This window comes from Rhizobium sp. NXC24 (assembly GCF_002944315.1).
In the GTDB taxonomy this organism is placed as follows: domain Bacteria; phylum Pseudomonadota; class Alphaproteobacteria; order Rhizobiales; family Rhizobiaceae; genus Rhizobium.
Map to the genome: position 1 here is coordinate 1,670,822 of NZ_CP024311.1, position 19,182 is coordinate 1,690,003.

Annotated in this window: 16 protein-coding genes; 3 read left to right on the plus strand and 13 right to left on the minus strand. The window is 54.9% G+C overall.

What is annotated here, in order from left to right; all coding sequences use genetic code 11:
• Positions 1 to 46 precede the first annotated feature (46 nt).
• Positions 47 to 1,126: a GlxA family transcriptional regulator gene (locus NXC24_RS08300; protein WP_104822850.1), complete on the plus strand. Its 1,080-nt coding sequence runs from the start codon at positions 47 to 49 to the stop codon at positions 1,124 to 1,126.
• Between the two features lie 28 nt (positions 1,127 to 1,154).
• On the opposite strand, the gene NXC24_RS08305 is transcribed toward NXC24_RS08300, so the two are convergent.
• From NXC24_RS08305 to NXC24_RS08360, 12 genes are all read right to left on the minus strand, one after another.
• On the minus strand, positions 1,155 to 2,147 hold the full coding sequence (locus tag NXC24_RS08305; protein ID WP_158704442.1) for a LysR substrate-binding domain-containing protein: 993 nt from the start codon (positions 2,145 to 2,147) through the stop codon (positions 1,155 to 1,157).
• Positions 2,148 to 2,387: 240 nt separating this feature from the next.
• A complete protein-coding gene (locus NXC24_RS08310) occupies positions 2,388 to 3,197 on the minus strand; it encodes an SDR family NAD(P)-dependent oxidoreductase (protein WP_104825071.1) in 810 nt (269 codons plus the stop codon).
• 11 nt (positions 3,198 to 3,208) lie between these two features.
• Positions 3,209 to 3,991 (minus strand): SDR family oxidoreductase, encoded by a 783-nt coding sequence (locus NXC24_RS08315; RefSeq protein WP_104822852.1) that lies wholly within the window; start codon positions 3,989 to 3,991, stop codon positions 3,209 to 3,211.
• 38 nt (positions 3,992 to 4,029) lie between these two features.
• Positions 4,030 to 6,480 carry an FAD-dependent oxidoreductase gene (locus NXC24_RS08320; RefSeq protein WP_199773570.1) on the minus strand — a complete coding sequence of 817 codons (2,451 nt, stop codon included), beginning with the start codon at positions 6,478 to 6,480 and terminating at the stop codon, positions 4,030 to 4,032.
• A gap of 10 nt (positions 6,481 to 6,490) precedes the next feature.
• Complete coding sequence (locus NXC24_RS08325; RefSeq protein ID WP_104822854.1) at positions 6,491 to 7,504, minus strand: hypothetical protein; 1,014 nt, start codon at positions 7,502 to 7,504, stop codon at positions 6,491 to 6,493.
• Positions 7,505 to 7,517: 13 nt separating this feature from the next.
• Complete coding sequence (locus tag NXC24_RS08330; protein WP_104822855.1) at positions 7,518 to 9,023, minus strand: aldehyde dehydrogenase; 1,506 nt, start codon at positions 9,021 to 9,023, stop codon at positions 7,518 to 7,520.
• A 62-nt stretch (positions 9,024 to 9,085) separates the two neighbouring features.
• The gene (locus tag NXC24_RS08335) at positions 9,086 to 9,970 is read right to left on the minus strand and encodes a dihydrodipicolinate synthase family protein (protein WP_104822856.1); all 885 of its coding nucleotides are present in this window, start codon (positions 9,968 to 9,970) and stop codon (positions 9,086 to 9,088) included.
• A 29-nt stretch (positions 9,971 to 9,999) separates the two neighbouring features.
• Entirely contained in the window at positions 10,000 to 11,373 is a 1,374-nt protein-coding gene (locus NXC24_RS08340; protein ID WP_199773540.1) for an FAD-binding oxidoreductase, read from the minus strand.
• 566 nt (positions 11,374 to 11,939) lie between these two features.
• Positions 11,940 to 12,782 carry an ABC transporter permease subunit gene (locus tag NXC24_RS08345; RefSeq protein WP_104822857.1) on the minus strand — a complete coding sequence of 281 codons (843 nt, stop codon included), beginning with the start codon at positions 12,780 to 12,782 and terminating at the stop codon, positions 11,940 to 11,942.
• Positions 12,782 to 13,627: an ABC transporter permease subunit gene (locus NXC24_RS08350; RefSeq protein WP_104822858.1), complete on the minus strand. Its 846-nt coding sequence runs from the start codon at positions 13,625 to 13,627 to the stop codon at positions 12,782 to 12,784. The genes NXC24_RS08345 and NXC24_RS08350 overlap by 1 nt, the downstream gene beginning before the upstream one ends.
• A gap of 22 nt (positions 13,628 to 13,649) precedes the next feature.
• Positions 13,650 to 14,741, minus strand: coding sequence for a betaine/proline/choline family ABC transporter ATP-binding protein (locus NXC24_RS08355; protein WP_104825073.1), 1,092 nt, complete (start codon positions 14,739 to 14,741; stop codon positions 13,650 to 13,652).
• 199 nt (positions 14,742 to 14,940) lie between these two features.
• A complete protein-coding gene (locus NXC24_RS08360) occupies positions 14,941 to 15,783 on the minus strand; it encodes a glycine betaine ABC transporter substrate-binding protein (protein WP_104825074.1) in 843 nt (280 codons plus the stop codon).
• Between the two features lie 348 nt (positions 15,784 to 16,131).
• On the opposite strand from NXC24_RS08360, the gene NXC24_RS08365 reads away from it, so the two are divergent.
• Positions 16,132 to 16,884, plus strand: a complete 753-nt coding sequence (locus NXC24_RS08365; protein ID WP_104825075.1) for an SDR family NAD(P)-dependent oxidoreductase — start codon at positions 16,132 to 16,134, stop codon at positions 16,882 to 16,884.
• A 43-nt stretch (positions 16,885 to 16,927) separates the two neighbouring features.
• On the opposite strand, the gene NXC24_RS08370 is transcribed toward NXC24_RS08365, so the two are convergent.
• On the minus strand, positions 16,928 to 17,593 hold the full coding sequence (locus NXC24_RS08370) for a GntR family transcriptional regulator (protein WP_104822859.1): 666 nt from the start codon (positions 17,591 to 17,593) through the stop codon (positions 16,928 to 16,930).
• Positions 17,594 to 17,772: 179 nt separating this feature from the next.
• Between NXC24_RS08370 and NXC24_RS08375 the strand changes: the two genes are divergently transcribed.
• Positions 17,773 to 19,182, plus strand: coding sequence for a DUF4147 domain-containing protein (locus NXC24_RS08375; protein WP_104822860.1), 1,410 nt, complete (start codon positions 17,773 to 17,775; stop codon positions 19,180 to 19,182).

A 19,182-nucleotide genomic window follows, 5' to 3' on the forward strand; every position in this document is an offset into this window, starting at 1 on the left:
GAGAAATCGTGTGCAGGCCTTAATCGGCCGCGTGGGAGTAAAACGAATGACCAGTGATCTTTCGAAATCTTCGCCCCGTGGAGCGATAGCTTTCGTCTTCTACCTCGTGCCCGAATTTTCGATGTACACGCTCTCCTCTGCGTTGGAAGCGCTTCGCTTGGCCAATCGGCTGTTGGGGTATGAAGCTTATAGCTGGCGCATGGTATCGGAAGACGGTGAGCCCGTGCTAGCAAACTGCGGTCTGCTTTTCAGGGTCACAAGTAGTCTAGCCAACGAACGCAGGCTTCTCGAAGCACGCAGGCAGTATATGACGATAGTCTGCGCAGAAGATCGCATTGAGACACACACGAACAAGGCTTTGGAAGCCTGGCTGCGAGATTGTAAGAAGCGCGGGATTGTCTTGGGTGCGCTCGGAACGGGAACCTATGTGCTGGCAAATGCAGGGCTGTTGGCGAATAAGCGATGCACCATCCATTGGGAGATGCAACCCAGTTTCGCTGAAAGATTCAAGACGGTCGACCTCGACGCCTCCATTTACACCTCGGATGGCGACATCTGGACGTGCGCAGGTGGCGCCGCGTCCTACGATATGATGTTAAGTATCGTGGAGCGGGACTTTGGTGTAGCCGCAGCTGCCAGCATTTGTGAATATGCAGTTGTCGAGCACGCGCGTGCGGCAGAATCGCGCCAACGCATACCAATTTCGCGACGGTTAGGGTTGCAAAACCAATCGATAATAAGAGCGATCGAGCAAATGGAACAGAACATTGCTGAGCCAATCTCGATTTCTACAGTTGCTTCGCGTATCTCTCTCTCCAGGCGTCAGATCGAGAGGCTATTCAGACAAGAGCTTAATCGGTCGCCGGTCAATTACTACAGAGAACTCAGGCTGGACCGAGCACGTTTACTACTCATGCAATCCGAAATGCAGGTCATCGACGTCGCTATTGCCTGCGGTTTTGTCTCGACATCACATTTCTCGAAGGTATTTCGTGATGCCTTTGGAATGGCGCCGCGTGATGCTAGAGGCGAAAGAAAAGCGGCGTGGAGGATCGGCGAAACTGGCATGCGACCGGGCGTGGCGTCGACGGATGCAAGATCTCATCGCTTTGCAAAAGCAGCGTAATTCGCCGCCTTGCAATTCGTCTTGATTGTCAGGAAGCTTTGGCTGAGAAAATCCCGTTGGTTGCATTCTGCGCTTCCCAGCGTTCTTGGATCTTGCGACCTTCTTCGATCATCCAATCTCGGAAGCGCTTCGCCATTCCGGTGAGGCGCATTCCCGCTGGGGCCACAAGGTAAAACGAGCGATCAGTGTGGACTTCATAGGTAGCTGGCTTAATCAACGCCCCAGTATCAAGAAGATGGTCGGTCATACCTAGCCAACCAAGGCCAATCCCCTGACCCTCGATTGCAGCAGCCAGCAAGGCTTGCTGGTCAGAAAACGTAATACGCTCATGCGTACTACCGATGGGCGATCCAGCCTTTTCGAAATAGTCACGCCAATCTTCACGAGGACGGAAGCGTTCCTTTAGGTAAAGAAGATTGCTGGATTTAAGTTGGGTTAACGTCACAGGGCCTTCGACTGATTCAAAGTAGCGAGGGGCGCAAAGTGGGAAATAAACTTCATCAAAAAGCCGCCATGCATCGAGGTCCTCCCAATGCCCATGGCCGAGCCGGATTGAAAAATCACCATTCTCGGCAGCGGGATTGATGTCCCGGCTCATTATTTTCAAGCTCAAATCAATATCGGGTGCCGAGGCACGAAGTTCCAGGTAGCGCGGGAGCAAGAAGTGCGCTGCAGCAGAGGATGACGCGCAAAATGTCACCAGATTGCCGTTTGCCTTGTGCGCGATCTCCGCAAGGCCAGTCTGGATATTCCCGAAACCTCGCTCCACCGACTTAAACAGGATTTCACCATCGTCAGTCAGCTCGATATTGCGTCCTTTGCGATCAAACAGACGGGTGCCGAGATGCTTTTCAAGATTTTTTATCTGATAGGAGACCGAAGGCTGAGTAACGTTCATTTCGAGAGCTGCGGCATGGAAGCTTCCGAGCCGTGCCGTTGCCTCGAATACGAAGAGGGCCACAGGAGATGAGATCTGTCTACGCAAACTATCCGACATACGGACCCTTGAGAGATTAGCCATGGCAGCAACCTTAAACATAAGCCTGATTTATCGTTGGCGCAAACGACTTTGTCGTTCCGCTAGCGGGGTCGCGGCTTTGTGAGGGGCCTTACGCAAATTGATGGGTGACTGGTGACAGGGTGTCACATCAACCTAATCAATGTCCCGGCCGGTGGCTTGGGAGGATCACACCGGCAAGGAGCCTTCGTTCATTGTAGCCCCGTCGCGTGGAACCGCGACGGGGAGAGGCTAGGGCGTGATTTACGCCACGCAGTTGAGGCCGCCATCCACGTAGATTTCGGATCCGGTGATGTACGAGGACTCGTCACTGGCGAGAAACAGCGCTGCGTTTGCAATATCCCAAGCCGTGCCAGTCCGCCTTAGCGGGACGCGGGCGGCGCGAGTCTTCGCCAGTTCCTCAAAGTTGATCTCGGATTCCGGTTTGCCACTATTCTGGATGGTGGCGTCCCGAGCCATCGGGGTATCGATGATGCCAGGCAGGATAGAGTTCGCTCGGATGCCGTTCGCAGCGTACGTGGCCGCGAGGTTGCGAGTAAAGGATACCGCAGAGCCCTTCGAGACGTTGTACGCGATGTAAGGAGCACCAAGATTTCTAAAGCCCGAGATTGAAGAAATATTGATGATCGAGCCCTTACCCTGCTTGATCATGTGGGGCAGGGCGTGCTTGCAAGGTAGGAAGAACGCCTTCGTGTTGACGTTCATCACGAGATCCCAATCCTCGACTGTAGTGTCGACTGGACTGCCCGCCTTCAGAATGCCAACGTTATTGTGCAAAACGTCAATGCTTCCAAAAGCATCAACGCACGCGGCCACCATCTGCTTGACCGAAGCTTCGTCGGTAACGTTACCCGCGAAAACTTCTGCCTGGCCGCCATCTTCGCGAATGATCTTTACGGTCTCGGCGGCTGCAGCCTCATTGAGGTCAACTGCGAGAACCTTCGCACCTTCGCGTGCAAACAGCACTGCCGCTGCCTTGCCGTTGCCCCAACCCGGCCCCATCGAGCCAGCGCCGGTTACCAGTATCGACTTTCCATTAAGACGACCCGTCATCTCTATCTCCATTAAACGCTGTGAAGGAAGTGGCTCATTCCGCCGTCGACGTTCAGCAACTGGCCGCTGACATAAGACGACGCACCCGAAAGCAAGAAGACAGTCGGTCCACCAAGTTCAGCCGGATCGCCCCAGCGAGCGGCGGGCGTCCGAACGTTGATCTTATTTGCAAAGGCCTCGTCCTGCAGACGTTCCTTATTAATGTCCGTTACAAAGTAACCTGGCGCGATTGCGTTCACACGAATGCCGAACCGGCCAAGCTCCGCAGAAGCGGCTCGCGTGAAGCCCACAATCGCCCCTTTCGCAGAGGTGTAATTGCAGATGCCCGCCCTCGGGCTCGTAAAGGCGATCGAGGAAACGTTCACGATACGACCACGGTCGTTTGCGTCTGACTTCTTCATTTCTGACGCAGCGGCCTTGGTGAGGATGAACGGAGCGATCATGTGTACAGCCATGATCTTCTCATAGCTCTCTGTCGTCTCGTCCCATATAGAGTCGTGGAGCAGCATACCGGCGTTGTTCACCAGCCCCCAGATGCTGCCATGCCGTTCGACGATCGTGGGCACAGCGGCCGCCACTGCTGCGTGGTCTGCCATATCGAATGCCAGATAGTCGGCCTTCAAACCATCTGCTTCAAGTTCGGCCTTCCGAGCGCGTCCCGCCTCTTCAGTACGGCCGTGCAGCACTACCGTCGCGCCAGCCTCTGCCGCAGCACGTGCCGACGCCCATCCGAGACCTCGGGTTGACCCTGTGATAAATACGACTTTGCCGTCGAGTGAGAAGGGGTTCTTCATTACATCTGTCCTGATTGTAGTACGGTAGGGTGTTGGATTTAGGCCCGCATCCGCGCCGATGTCGGGTCAAAGAACGGCTTCAGGCTTGCCTTCGCGGGTTGTGCCTTGCCATTGACCTGAATTGCAAATTGGCTCTTCGCGAGAAGATCAGCGGTAAGCGGTTCGTCGGCACTCACGTAGCCCATGCCGATGGCCGCCCCCAGATGATGCGCATAGTTGCCGGACGTCAGGTATCCGACTGCCTTGCCGTTCATCAAAATCGGTTCATTGTGGAAGAGAAGCGGATCGGGATCTTCGAGAAGGAATGAGATCATGCGCTTCTTGCTGACGCCACCCGCCTTCTGCTGAAGAAACGCTTCTCGACCAATGAACTCAACGTTCTTCTCCGGCTTGGCAGTGAATGCCAACCCTGCGTCGACGAGATTGTCCTCATAAACGACATCGTGTCCCCAGTGACGGAACGCTTTTTCCATTCGCAGCGCATCAACCGCATGCATGCCCAGCGGCCGCAGGCCGAAGCTCTTACCAGCATCAAGCAGCGCGTCGAGGAAGCGTAGCGCGTTGCCTCTAGGAATGAAGATTTCCCAGCCGAGTTCGCCCACGTAGGAGATACGCTGCGCCCAAAGCTCTACCCCTCCGCATTTTATCCAGCGACCCGTGCCAAATGCGAAAGCTTCATTCGACAGATCCGCATCAGTGAGCGTCTGGAACACTTTACGCGCATTTGGACCCTGCAGGGCGATCACGCCGTAATCATCAGTCACATCTTCGATTTTGACATCGTGGCCTTTTCCAGCGTGCCTATGCAGCCAAGACCAATCCTTCACATGGCTGCCGCACGGCGTGGTAATGAGGAACTCATCATCGCCCATCTTGCTGATGGTAAGGTCGGCTTCGATGCCGCCACGCTCATTCAGCCACTGGGTGTAGACGAGCTTGCCAACCGGGACAGCTACATCTGCGCAGCAAAGACGCTGGAGCAACGTCTCCGCGTCGCTGCCCGTGACTTTGAACTTCGCAAGTGACGTCAGGTCGTAAAAACCGACGTTCTCGCGGACATTCAGATGTTCCTGGGCACTATACTGGAACCAGTTCTGGCGCCCATAGCTGTATTCGTATTCCGGCTTGACGCCTTCAGGTGCGTACCAGTTGGGGCGTTCCCATCCGGCCACCTCTCCATGGACTGCTCCCAGCTGCACGAGCCGGTCGTAGAAAGGCGATTTCCGAATTCCTCGGCTGGAGCGGTATTGGTAATATGGCCAATGCATCGCGTAAGAGCGCTCAAGCGCTTCTGCAACGCGATTTTCGAGATAGGTCTCGTCACCTTGAAAAGGCATCGCTCGACGGCAGTCGCTCTCCCAGACATCGACCGGCGGGTAGCCAAGGTCGATCCACTCGGCCATCACCTTGCCGATCCCGCCAGCACCGCCAATACCACGGCTGTTGAAGCCGCATGCGACGAAGAAATTCTTCAGGAGAGGGGCCTCGCCCATAAGGTGTTGATTGTCCGTCGTGAAGCTTTCCGGACCGTTGAAGAACGTCGGAATCCCAACGTTTTCCAACGCTGGATAGCGGATCATCGCCCGTTCAAGGTATTTCTCGAAGTGGTCAAACTCATACGGAAGTTCGCCAAAGCTGAAATCAGCAGGGACCTTCGACATCGGCAGTGGGTTCGCGTTATCCTCGAAGAAGCCGATCAGCAGCTTGCCCGCATCTTCTTTGAAATATACGCCATGATCGAGGTCACGCATGATTGGCAGGTTCTTGGGCAAACCTGGAATTGCGTCGGTTACCACGTAGTAGTGCTCGCATGCAAAGAGCGGCAAGACCACTCCCACCTGTTTGGCTAGGTCACGCGACCACATGCCGCCTGTAAGCACGACCTTTTTTGCGCGTACCGTGCCCTGGGTTGTTTCAACGCCAGTGACCTTGTCGCCGTCAGTCAAAATTTTTGTGACGGTGACCCCCTCGCGGACGGTTGCACCGTTCATACGTGCCCCCTTGGCAAGAGCCATGGTCACGTCGATGGGGTTAGTCTGACCATCCTTGGGTAGGTGCAAGCCGCCGACGATGTCTCTGGTATCAATGCCGGGATAAAGTTCTCCGAGCGTTTTGGGGCCAACAACATCAACCTCAACACCGAAAACCCGCGCCATCTCTGCAGTACGGGTCAGCTCCTCTAGCCTCGCCGTCGTCTGAGCAAGAGAGATCGAGCCGTTACGCTTGTAGCCGGTGGCCTGGCCGGTCTCGGCTTCAAGCTCCTGATAGAGCCGGTGCGAATAGGCGCCCAGCTGCGTCATATTTTTAGTAGGCCACAGTGTGCCGACCAGTCCAGCGGCATGCCATGTCGTGCCACAAGTAAGCTGGCCACGTTCGAGCAGCAATACATCTGAGACGCCGCGTTTTGCCAGGTGGTAGGCGATCGAAGCGCCTCCGATCCCACCGCCGATAATGACGACCTGAACCTCTTCCGGAAGGGCAGACATAATGAACCTCACTTTACGGTTTCAACGCGACGTGCAGCAGACCGCCCGATTTTTGGACGCTGTATTCCATCGCTGTTTTGATGTTTTCGATACCGAAGCATTCGGCACGGATTTTCGAGAGATCGAGTGCGCCAGAAGCGATTAGGCTCAAGACCTCTGCAGCGACGGCGTGCGGGAACCAAAATGACCCAACCAACGAATTGCTGTTACGCATCAATGCGCTGGTGTCGAACGATGCTCGTCTAGTCAATGCACCTACGAATGTAAGAGCGCCGAAGCGACGCAATCTCTCTGCAAGTGTCTCGGTTTTGGCGACGTCTTCGCCGCCAGAGCAATCGAGCACGAAATCGATTGGGGTCTTGTCACCGGCCTCCTCGACCACGATACGGCGATCCAAACCGGCTAGTTCATGCAGCAGGTTCGTCCGTCGGCCAATCAAGCGAACTTGAGAGGCGCCAATCGCCAGCGCGACCAGCATCGCAGAAGCGCCTAGAAGCCCAGCAGCACCGTTAATCGCCACGGTCATCCCCGGCTTAAAGCCTCCGCGCTGAAAGGCCGCCAGAGCCGTTCCGAACCAACCAATCCGGCACAGAATCTCTGGTGGCGCTGTCACGCCATCCGGGATCGGTGTGAAGCATTGTTCAGGACCCACGAATTCTTCGGCAAAGGTCCCATTAGGCCAGACAGCCAGATGACGCGAAGCCGCAGGTGTAAGGCCGAAGCATCCGATAAAGCCATGATCAGCCTCAGAGCCGGATCCCTGGATATACATATCGCAGTAGACCAACTGCCTCGGCCTGAAAGGGCTGTCGCCTTGAGTTGTCTCAAGAACGGTGCCGATTGCGCATTGACCCGCAGTGAAGGGGCGGGGAGGTGTCCGCCACGATCCCTCGGGCAGATGCTCGAAGTAGGGCGGAAGGAATGCGGCTTCAATTTTGACACGGACGGCGCCGGTCGGCATCGCGGGACGTTCGATCTCTCTGACAACGAACTCCTTGATCTCGTCGACCACTCTAACGGCTTTCATGTTGCGCCTCTTCCTAACTACGAGACGGCGCGTTCAGATTCATCCAAACGGTCTTCACTTCGGTGTACTGTTCGTGTGCCTCAAGCCCGTTGTCTCGGCCTCCGAAGCCAGATTGTTTAAAGCCGCCGAAAGGCGTTGCCATATCTCCTTCGGAGTAGCAGTTCACAGAGACCGTACCCGCATTGATCTGACGAGAAAGCCGGTGTGCCTTGCCAACGTCGGTGGTGTAGAGCGAGGCGGTGAGCCCATATTCGGTATCGTTGGCGAGTTCGATGGCATGGTCATCATTCTGCGCTTCGATGATAGTGAGCACCGGGCCAAAGATTTCTTCGCGGTAGATCGTCATCTCAGGCGTTACCCGGTCGAAGACAGTAGCTTCGATAAAGTACCCGTCGCGGTCCAATCTATTTCCGCCGCATGCTAGACGGGCTCCCTCAGACTTGCCCTTATCGAGATATCGCTCGATGCTTTTGCAGTGGTTCTCGCCAATGACAGGACCCAACTGCGTAGTCGGATCGAGCGGGTCGCCCAGTTTCCAGCCCTTGCAGACAGATACGAGCTTCTCGACCAACTCTTCTTTGACTGCTTTGTGGACGATTAAGCGGCTATTCGAGGCGCAGTTCTGTCCCATGTTAGTGAGGATGGAGAACGCCTGCTGCTCTGCGACGAAGTCCAGATTTGGAGCATCGGCTAGCACGACCGCCGGATTCTTTCCGCCCAACTCCAAAACAATCCGCTTAAGATTGGACAGGCGAGAATAATCTAGGAATTTCTTGCCGACTTCCGTCGAACCCGTGAACGAGATGATGCGCACGTCCGGATGTAGCCCTAGCGCTTCTCCAACTGCGCCGGATCCGGTGACAACGTTGAATACGCCCTCGGGTATCCCGGCCTCAAGTGCCAGCTCGGCCATTGCGAGCGCGGTTAGGGTCGTCATTTGGGATGGTTTGAGTACCACGGAATTGCCAGTCGCGAGTGCCGGACCGACTTTCCACCCAGCCATAAGCATTGGGAAGTTCCAGGGCAGAACCAGGCCTACAACCCCTAAGGGCTCACGAACGATAAGGCCAAGCGTATCCTTGTCAGTTGATGAGACCCGCGAGAACAGCTTGTCTTGCGCCTCTGCGTGCCACGCGATGGAATCGGCGGTCGCTGGCACGTCGACCGTTAGGCAGTCTGTGATTGGCTTGCCCGAGTCCAGACTCTCCATAACTGCCAGCTCAACGAGATTTGCCCGGATGAGGTCGGCAAAGCGCAGAAGCACCGCCTTTCGCTCGGCGGGATGTTTGGCAGACCAAACCCCAGACGTAAATGCAGCTTTCGCTGCTGCTACCGCTGCGTCCACGTCTGAAATTGAGCAAGCTTCAATCTCGGCAAAAGCCTTACCCGTCGCAGGGTTGACACTTTCGAGAAGCTTACCGCCGGTGGTCTTGCGATAGGCGCCGTTGATGAAAGGTCTCGTAGGCAGCCTGAGCGCTGCAGCCACTGCAACCGCGTCATCCCGAGTAAAGTTTGTCATTGATCTTCTTCCGTTCCGAGCGCTTGGTCTTTGCCTGCGCTTTGCCGCAATTGATGTTGGAGTTAAGCTGCCTTTGCCAACGTGAGGGACTTGAGGGCCTCGGCGATTTTGGCTTCCTCTTCCGGCCCGACTTCGCAGACCGGTGCTCGGACCGTGCCGCCGTCAAAGCCCATCTGGCGGGCTGCCGCCTTAACTGCTGGAATGTAGTCGTTCTGCCAGCAGTAAAGGACGATCGGGAACATGGTCTTCCAAAGCTTCAGGCCCTCCTGATGCTTTCCGGCCTCAATCAAATTGAACAGCTTGATCGCTTCGCGCGGGAAGATGTTCGCGCAACCCCAGATGGTTCCCGAAGTTCCGATCATGAATGAGAACGGTGCGATCGGGTCTGCACCATTGAGAATCTGACCGCCGCAGGCGAGGAGTGCCTGCTGCTTGAGCAAATCGCCCGAGCTATCCTTGATGAAGTTGAAATTGTCCAATTCCATAAGGCGGGTGTAGAGGGCAGGGGTCAGCTCAATGCCGGTTGCGGCAGGAATGTTGTAGCCAATGACGTCGATCGAAACTTCCTTACAGACGGCTTCGTAGAACGCGAAAATTCCGTCGTCGTGCTTGGGACCTTCGAAAAAGGGCGGGAGGATCATAAGAGCGTCAGCACCTGCGTCTTGGGCTGCTTTTGACCGGCGGATTACTTCCTGCAAGTTAAGCGCAGAGGTCTGAGCTGTGATGGACGCACGGCCGTTGATGCGCTTTACGCCTGTTGTGAAGAGTTTGTTGCACTCGTCCTCGGTCAGATAGGCGTGCTGACCCGTTCCTGAACTAAGGACGAAGCCATGCATCCCCGTGTCGAGATACTGGTCAAGAAGATGATCCCAACGCTTATATTCGATCGACCCGTCTTGGTTGAAAGGGGTCTGCATTGCGAGGTTGATACCGCGTAGATTCGCCATGTTAGAAACTCCTGAATTGATATGGCTGTTCAGACTTCGAGACCGGCTTTCCATAGCCGGTATCGCGTGGACCATTTTACGCCCAGTGAAGTGATGATCTTCGGGTAAGCTCGGCTTGGCCGTGCCTTGTTCTTAAGAATTCGAATTGCTTTGCTGTCTTGACCGCAGGCAAGTTCGGCAATCGACTTGCCGAATATGGCGCCCTTGGACACGCCCGTGCCATTGCAGAAAGCAGCGCCGAACACGCGGTCACCGAGTTGTCCGAATACTGTTCCGCCGTTCTGAGCTAAGCTTAGGGCGCCGCCCCAGGTGTGTTCGAACCCGATATGCGAAATTTCCGGAAAGCGTCGGTCGAACGACTTCTGGTGGCTCCGTTTGGCTCGTTCCAATTGAGGCTGCGTTGTGTGGAAGCCGTCGGCATAATCATAGATATTTCGGATGAAAAGACGGTTGTCGGCGGTACGGCGGACGGTTGTCCCGAAACTTTCTGCGGGAATAAGACCCCAGGTATTGCGGCCACCGATCTTCGCAATTTCGGCCACCGTCAACGGACGGGTCATGCTCGCGTAAGTGTAAACCGGAATGGCGCTGTGTTCGTAGAATCCGAATTGGCTGATGAAACCATTGTTGGCCAGAATGACGTTTCTAGCGTGGACTTCGCCATTAGCCGTTCGCACAACATGCCATGGGCTCCCGTAACGGATCTCAACTACGGGGGAGTTTTCGTAGACGGTAGCGTTGTTGCCAAGGTTTGCTGCAATACCCCGTAGCATCGCTGCAGGCTGAAGTAAGACCGTACCAGGGGTGTGCAGGCCGAGGGTATAATACTTGCTACCCACCATCTCGCGCATCTGGGCCTGGTTATACCACTCGTACTTCACGCCAATGCGGTCGAGTGCTTGAGCGAATGTTGTCAGGCAAGCTTCGCCGCGATCGGTCACGGCCGCGTGCGTCTTTCCCTCTTCGCTCCAATCGCACTGAATGTTGTATCTCTGAAGTCCATCGCGAAGGTAGTTTATGCCTTCAACGTTGATGTCCCGCTCATCAATATTGCCCTGTTCGTCTTCCGCAAAATTTGCGTTGCGTGGGTTGTGTGCCAGGTCGATGGCGTAGCCTGCGCAACGACCTGCCGCGTTGTTTCCAATTGCACCCGCATCAAGGAGAATTACGCCATCCTGGCCACGCAATTCGGCGATGCGGCGAGCCGCGTTTACCCCAAACCAACCACCACCAATGATCACCCAATCGGCTTCAACGCGCCCCTTGAGAGAGGGTGCTAGGCTGACATTCGGCAATGTGGCGAACCAACCGCTCATACTGATTTCAGATGGAAACTTCTCAATCTTCACGACCCGCTGAGTCGTCGGTGATGGCTCGGTTTTCTTGACGTCGTGAAGCCCCATGATGTGCCGCTTTCGATAAAAAGGATTGGGTTAAGGCTGTGCGGCTAGTTGTTCTGCACCGGCCTTTGATGATGACTACTTTATTATGATTGCTGGGTTTTGATGAGCAAAAACTACCGAAAGACAGCGGCATTTTTTCACGTCTTTGATAGAATGGATTTATGAGTTAAAGAGTAGCTGATGCCGTTCTCGAACCGGCCGTGCGCGATATGCCGAGCCGCATAAACGGTCACTCATTTACAGGGCAGAAAGGGGTAGGGATGAGTGACAGCGTTTGACGATTTCCACAGCCACGCGGGGTTTGCACTTGGATCAGTTGTTTCCGAAGTTGGCGGAACTGATGGTAGGCGTTTGTCACTAGACTGGCCCAAAAATCGCTTGGAGAGCGAAAACAGATAATCTGAAAAGCGTGGTAGTTCTTCAGTGACAGTAGATGGACGCGGAAAGGTTGCAGTCCCCCTCGTATCCTTATGCCGGTTCCGACCAACCGGGTCACCAAAAACCAGAACGCCGTGTGAAGATCACACGGCGCTGAATTTTTCATAAGGATTCTGTTGGAAGTGTTTCTAGCTGCGCTTCGGCGATCGAGTGAGTGCTGCTTGTGATAACCGATCGAGTAGCAAAGCGATTGCAACGATGCAAAGGCCGGATCTGAGACCAAGTCCGAGCTGCATTCTGGTTAGGCCGCGCGTAACCTCACCGCCCAGGCCACCTGCACCAACCAGTCCAGCGAGAACAACCATGGACAGCGAAAGAAGAATGCATTGGTTCAGACCGACAAGAAGCGTGGGCTTTGCCAAAGGCAGCTCAATCTTCCATAGGGTGGTCATTTTGGTCGCACCAACAGCCTTCCCGAGTTCCAGGAAAGGTGTCGGTACCTGTATCAGCGCGAGGGTCGTAAAGCGGAGCATGGGAGGTACACCGTAAATGACGGTGGCAATCAGCGCGGGCGTCCGACCAAGGCTGAAGAAGATAACGGCAGGGATGAGGTATACCCACGGTGGTACAGTCTGCATAATATCGAGAACGGGACGAAGTGCAGCCCTGACACCATAGCTTCTTGCCGCCCAAACCCCCAAAGGAAAGGCGATCATAACTGAGATCACAACGGAAACGATTACCAAAGATAGGCTTTCCATCGACTTTTGCCAGAGCCCCATGGCCAAGCAAAAGCCCAGCGATACAAGTGTAAGTGCTCCAATTCTCCACTTCGCAAACACCGTTGCCAACACAGCTACTATTGCGATTAAAGCGATAGGCGGAAGGGCTGTAAGGGTATCTTGCACTGCGGAAAGCATTGCTTCTACAGCGCTCGTGATGACGCGAAAGATGGTGTGAGCATTTGCGTTGAGCCAACTAATGGCCGGTGCCACGTAGGAGCCCGGGGATATTGTGAAGCTCGGTTCCATCAGATTGCTCCAGCTTTTTCTTTTACAGCTGCCTGGGTGATACGATCGATGATCATTGTCAGAATTACGATCGCAATCGCAGCGTCGATCGAATGCGCGATATCAAGCGTTCGGACCGAGTTGTAGATTGCCGTTCCCAAGCCGCCGGATCCGACGATTCCGGCGATGACCACCATCCCAAACGCCAACATAAGGCACTGGTTTACGCCTGCCATGATGCTTGGCATCGCGTAAGGTAGCCGGAGCTTGAAAAAAGACTCGGTCGGCGTGCAGCCGGAGGCCTGACCCAGTTCCAAATAGCTCGTTGGCGTGAGGCTGATGCCCAATGCGGTCAAGCGGAGCGCTGGCGGAATGGCCACGATAACAGTAGCGGCCAACGCTGTTTGCGGGCCGAAGCCTAACAGAGCGATTGCTGGCAAAAGGTAGATGTATGGCGGCAGAGTCTGCACCATATCGAGAATTGGCGACAGGAAGTTCAGGAACTTCGGTTTGAACCCTGCGATGACACCTACCGGGATCGCGATCGCAAGCGCTATGATGCTCGCGGAAACGACCAGCCCAAGCGTCTGCATGGTTTCTTTCCAGAGGCCCATGTAGAAGCACAGCAGCAGTCCTGCCATAGCCAGCACGGCGAAACGCAAGCTAACTGCAAACCAGCCCAGTACGCCAATGATCAGGATGATCACATAGAATGGTGGGGTAAGCAAACTCCATGACAACGCGCCAAAGAGCGACTCAAGTATAAGACTCAACGTATCGAAAAAACCTTCGCCGTGTGTGCTTAGCCATTCCAAGCCCGCGTCGATGGCGTCGTCGATGTTTGAAGTCCAGTTGACGCTTTCCATCGTCTCTATCCCTGTGACTGTATTAAAGCGCTAGTGCTTCGTCTTGGGCTCTGCCCTTGACGCCTTGCAAAAGGCTCCGAGTGGTGACTACGCCGACGATCTTCCCGTCATCCACCACGGCTATACCGTCCTGCTTCTGCTCCAAGTTGATCTTGATGAGTTGGTCTACGTCCGCGTCCGGAGCTACCTTGGTCAGGCTAGCAAAATCGATGGTCGGATTGGCGCTGCGGTAACTGTCGATCGGGTGCATCATGGAGTGCGCCTTCACGAGGTGGAGTCGCGAGATACCGGCCACAAAGTCCGAAACATAAGAGTCGGCAGGGTTAAGCACGATTTGTTCGGCGGTACCAACCTGGATGATTGCACCGTCTTTCATGATTGCGATGCGGTCTCCAATGCGAATGGCTTCATCCAGGTCGTGCGTGATGAATATCGCCGATTTGCCGAGTGATTTTGACAGATCGCGAAATTCGTCCTGGAGTTGACGCCGGATCAAAGGATCGAGGGCGCTGAATGGTTCGTCCATCAGAATCACTTCAGGATCTGCAGCCAATGCTCGGGAGAGCCCAACGCGTTGCTGCATACCACCGGACAGTTCACTCGGGTAACGGTCACCCCAATCAGCGAGCCCGACCTTTGCAAGGGCGGCCTGCGCGAGCTGCTTGCGTTTATCCTTTTCGATCTTTTGGACTTCAAGTCCAAACGCTACGTTTTCGAGCACAGTGCGGTGTGGGAGCAAGGCTACGCTTTGAAAAACCATGCCGACATTGCGGGCACGGGTCTCACGCAGTTGCTGCGACGACATTGCTCCCAAATCCGTACCGCGATAAAAAACCTGTCCAAGCGTGGGCTCGATCAAGCGGTTGAACATCCGGATCAGAGTTGACTTGCCGCTGCCCGAAAGGCCCATAATGCAGAAGATTTCACCTTTCTGAAGCGAGAGGCTGACATCGCTGACACCAACCACGCAACCGAACTCTTTCAGGATGTCTGCCTTGGTGGCGCCTCGTTCAGTGATCGCCGCTATAGCTTTTGAGGATTTCTCCCCAAAGACCTTCCAAACGCCGTGACACTTGAGCAATGGCTGGTTTTCTAGTGATGTGCTTGCGTACATGATTGTGCTCTTTGATTTACGCCGCCAGTCGAGTGTTGCGGTCGTGCAGTTGGCAGCCGGTAAGCGCTGGTTCATCGGCCAAGGGCGCACGGCGAGCAGTACATTTTGCCAAGCAAGAGCATACTCTGCCGGACATCAATGCGCTATACGTCAACGACTTAGCGCAGCAAACTGCTGCGCTAAGTCCGCTAGTCTGCCGTTATTGAATGGACCACTTCTCAACGACGGAGGTATTCGCCGCCCACCAGTCGTCGGCGGCCTGTTCGGCGGTCTTGCCATCAGCCATTTCGATGCACATCTGGCCGATATCGCCAATGGGCAGGAATACGGTAGAGATGTTCGCCCGCAGCTCCGGATTCTGTGCGGAGAAGCCCTTGTTTGCTATCCAGTAGTAGGACTGGGTCGGGGGGAAAACCTTCTTGGGGTCTTTAAGGAACTTCACGTCGAACTTATGCATCATCCAGGAAGGATCCCAGAGCATCGTAACAATTGGCTCTTTGCGCTCGATAGCCGACTGCAACTGGGCCACCATTGCGGCGGTACTGCCTTCAACGATTTGATAATTGAGCTTGTATTCGTCGACGGCCCTTGCTGCGTCGCGCATGATGCCGGATCCTGGCTCGATACCGATAATCTTGCCCCCGACCTGATCGCTGACCGTATTCAACTGATCGATCGAGTCGATCTTCATGTATGAAGGTACCGCGAGGGTCTGATAGTTGCCGTACGAAACCACAGAGACCTTTTCGAGCTTCTTGCGATTTTTTTGCCAATAATCCGACGTGACGTAGTCTGGCAACGCGACCATCAGATCCACGTCCTTCTTCTCCAATGCGGCAAATGCAATACCCCATTCGGAAAACTCGGTGACGTCGACCTTGTATCCCTGCTTCTCCAGGAACTTTTTGGTCACCAGCGTGATTGTCTTCTCATCTTCCCAGCCCATGGTTCCAATCTTGACAGACTTATCCTGAGCTTGAGCAGGCATCCAAGCCAATGTCGCCATGGCGGCAGCGGCTACAAATTTCAGTATCTTTTTCATGTGATTCCCCTTTTCTTTCGAGGCGTTTGGCTTGTTCGCTGCTGCATTTGAAAGCTTGAAGAAGGCAATATCCTTCAAGCATCGATGAAGTAGCGCTGCTGCATGAACGTCCGGCTTGTGCCGGGGCCTTGGATCATCTCGCGATCTCCCTTTGGCGCCTTAAGCTTAATCCGTTTGCAAAAACGTCATAGACCGAAAAATGCAGCTCTTTGATAAAATGAGCTTATGTATGGTTCAAACTTGACGCGCTGTCTCTGGCCTAAACTCTCTGATAGAATGCAAGAAAATCCAGTAAACCTAACATGTTGGGACGCCCGGGTACCCCTTAATCGATGTGGAGGTAAAATGATGACGCTTGCGGGAAAATCTATATTAGTGACTGGCGCCACCGGCGGCATTGGTCGACCATTAGTTAAGATTCTTGCGGCTCAGGGCGCGAGGCCGATCATACACTACGGTCGCAAGAAGAAGGATGCTGAGGCGCTCCTTGAAGAGATTTCTGGCAACGGCGCGGTCGTACATGCCGACCTCACCATTCCGTCAGAAGCTCGTGAGCTTTGGCAGAGAGCGGAACGCGCAGCGGGTGAGATTTACGCACTTGTAAACAACGCGGGAATACGTTCCGAAGTGACTGTCAATGCCGACCCAGTTACCTGGGCCTCGACCTGGGAGCGCGAGTTTCGTGTAAACTTCTTCGCTGCAGCAGACCTTTGCAAAGAAGCTGTTCAGCATTTCATCCCGCGTAAGGGTGGGCGGATTGTCAGTATTGCAAGCCGGGCAGGGCAGCGTGGCTATGCGGCGGATGCAATGCCGTATGGTGCTTCAAAGGCTGCACTCATTAACTTGAGCCGATCACTTGCTCGCTCGTTTGGCGAACATGGCATCGTCTCGGTAGCTGTCGCGCCCGGATGGGTGCGGACGGAGATGGTCGAAGGTTTGTTGGACCGTGTTGGAGAAGAGGCCGCGACTGCAGACATCCCAATTGGACGGATGGCGGACCCGCAGGAGGTTGCGGAGATCGTGGCATTTGCGCTGCAACCGTCACAAATGTCGATAAACGGCGCTACGATTGATGTTAATGGTGGAAGCTATATCCGATAGTAGCCGAAAAAGAGCTGCGCTTGGGCGCTTGTCTGGACAAGGATTACGGTGCAATCGCTCCAGTGAGCTTCTCCCCTTCGAGAAGGTTATGCCGCTCCGAAAGATCTCCCGCCGCCGTGACGTCTCTGTTGAAGATCGCCTCAAATATCGGCTTGTGTTGAGCAACGATTACCGAAGCATCGTCGATGAGGGCGTCACTTGAGCGGATATAGACCCGAATTTGCTGTTCGATAAGCTCATACTGCTGTCTCAGTCGCGCATGGTCGGCAGCAAGCACAATGGCTTTGTGGAAGCCGAAGTCCGCATCGGCGATTGCCCCTGGTTTGCCAACTTGAGCGCTGTTGGCAATTTGTTTGAACGCATCTTCGATGGCTCTCATAGAGGTTTTGTCGGCTCGCTGTGCGGCGAGTTGCGCTGCGAGACGTTCCACGGCAGCGCGTAAAGTGTACAGCTCCCATACATCCCGACGAGTCAGCTCGACGACAGTCCAACCAGTGTAGGGGACCAGTGTGACGAGGCCTTCCTTGGCGAGCTGATGTAGAGCGGTGCGGATAGTGGCTCGCGAGAGTTCCATTTCCTCTGAGAGCTGAACCTCGGTTAGCCGAGAACCGGCTGGAATGGATCCGTCAACAATCCTACTCCGCAAGACGCCTAAAGCTCGCACATCCGCAGGCATCTTCTCGATTTTCGGCAACGCGATTCTGGTCATTTGTGTCTCGGCCTATGGGTGGGCGATTTCGGGGTTGTACCCGGCTAGCAGACTAATTCATACAAAAAAGTCATTTGGGCTATTGTCGACAATGGCTCATTTTGTTAGAGATTTGCTAAGGCGGCGCCGAACGCTCCGGTTCGTGTCTCCGCCCACACTGTCGCATCGAGAGAGGCCGTATGAGAAAAATACGCAACGCCGAGCAGCTTTGCTCGCACGGCGACGAGAAGTCGCGTCGGCTTGTCGCCGAGATCGCCGATCGGACGCTAGAGCGCTTGGATAGCTACGAGCGCATTAAAAGCATCATGCACATGGACGGTGACCGACTGCATATCGGTACTCGCTCGTGGGATCTGTCAAAGAAGCGCAATGTCTACCTTTTCGGTGCGGGCAAGGCTTGCAACCACATGGCTATGGCGGTCGACCATGTCCTTGGTGATCGGCTGACCCACGGTATCGCCATCGTCAAAATTCATGAGGACACAGACCGTTTCAACAAGACTCAAGTCTTTGTTGGCGGGCACCCGCTGCCGAATGAGGAAGGCCATCGCGCTTCCAAGAAGATTATCGAAACCGTAGACAGGGCAGGATCGGATGACCTCTTTATTGTCGTAGTAAGTGGCGGAAGCTCCGCTCTAATGTCATGCCCCATCGATGGCATAAGCCTGCAAGATGAGATCGACACGACGGATGTCCTTCTCAAGTCCGGTGCCGGTATCTATGAGATCAATGCTGTCCGACGGCACATCTCGGCACTCAACGGCGGCATGCTGGCGAAACGTATCCAAGATGTCGGCGCTGAACTGATCGGTATCGGTATCAGTGACGCTGTTGGATCGCCTGCGACCGGCGATATCGCTGTTCCTTATGCGGCCTACAAGAGCACGCCGATCGGGCCCGATGCCACCACGCTGGATGACGCCCGGGCAACGATTGTCAATTTCAATGTCGCAGATCGCCTTCCGAGGACCGTTGTCGACTTCTTGATGAACGCCGGGCCGGAATTCGAAACGCCAAAGGCCTTTCCGAACAATACGTATTTCCTGCTAAACACCCTACCTGACTCCTGCATCTACGCCCGCGAAGTCTGCGAGGAGATGGGTATCCCCGCGATGATCGTATCGTCCTTTCTTGAGGGCGAAAGTAGGGACGCTGGCACCTTCTTCGCTTCAATGGCAAGGGAGATCCAGACCTACGGCAATCCAATCAAGCCGCCATGCGTGTTGTTGAGTTCTGGCGAGGTTACCACCCAGATTCTCGACAACAGTGTGATCCGAGGGCACGGCGGTCCTGGGCAAGAAATGGCCGTTAGCTTCGCCATCACAGCCTCGAAGACGAAAGGCGCCTGTCTGCTGTCGATCGACAGCGAGGGCACTGACGGAACCGCAAAAGTTGCGGGCGGGATCACGGATTCTTCAAGCCTGAAGATGGCAGCCGAGAAGGGCATCAATCTCTACCAGGCGCTGCGCGAGCACAGCTGCTTCGAGGCTCTCGAAGCAATCGGCTCGACGGTCTTTACCGGAAACACCGGCACCAACCTCTGCGATCTGAACATCGTTTATATCCCCGCACCGGAGAGCGCGAAGTAA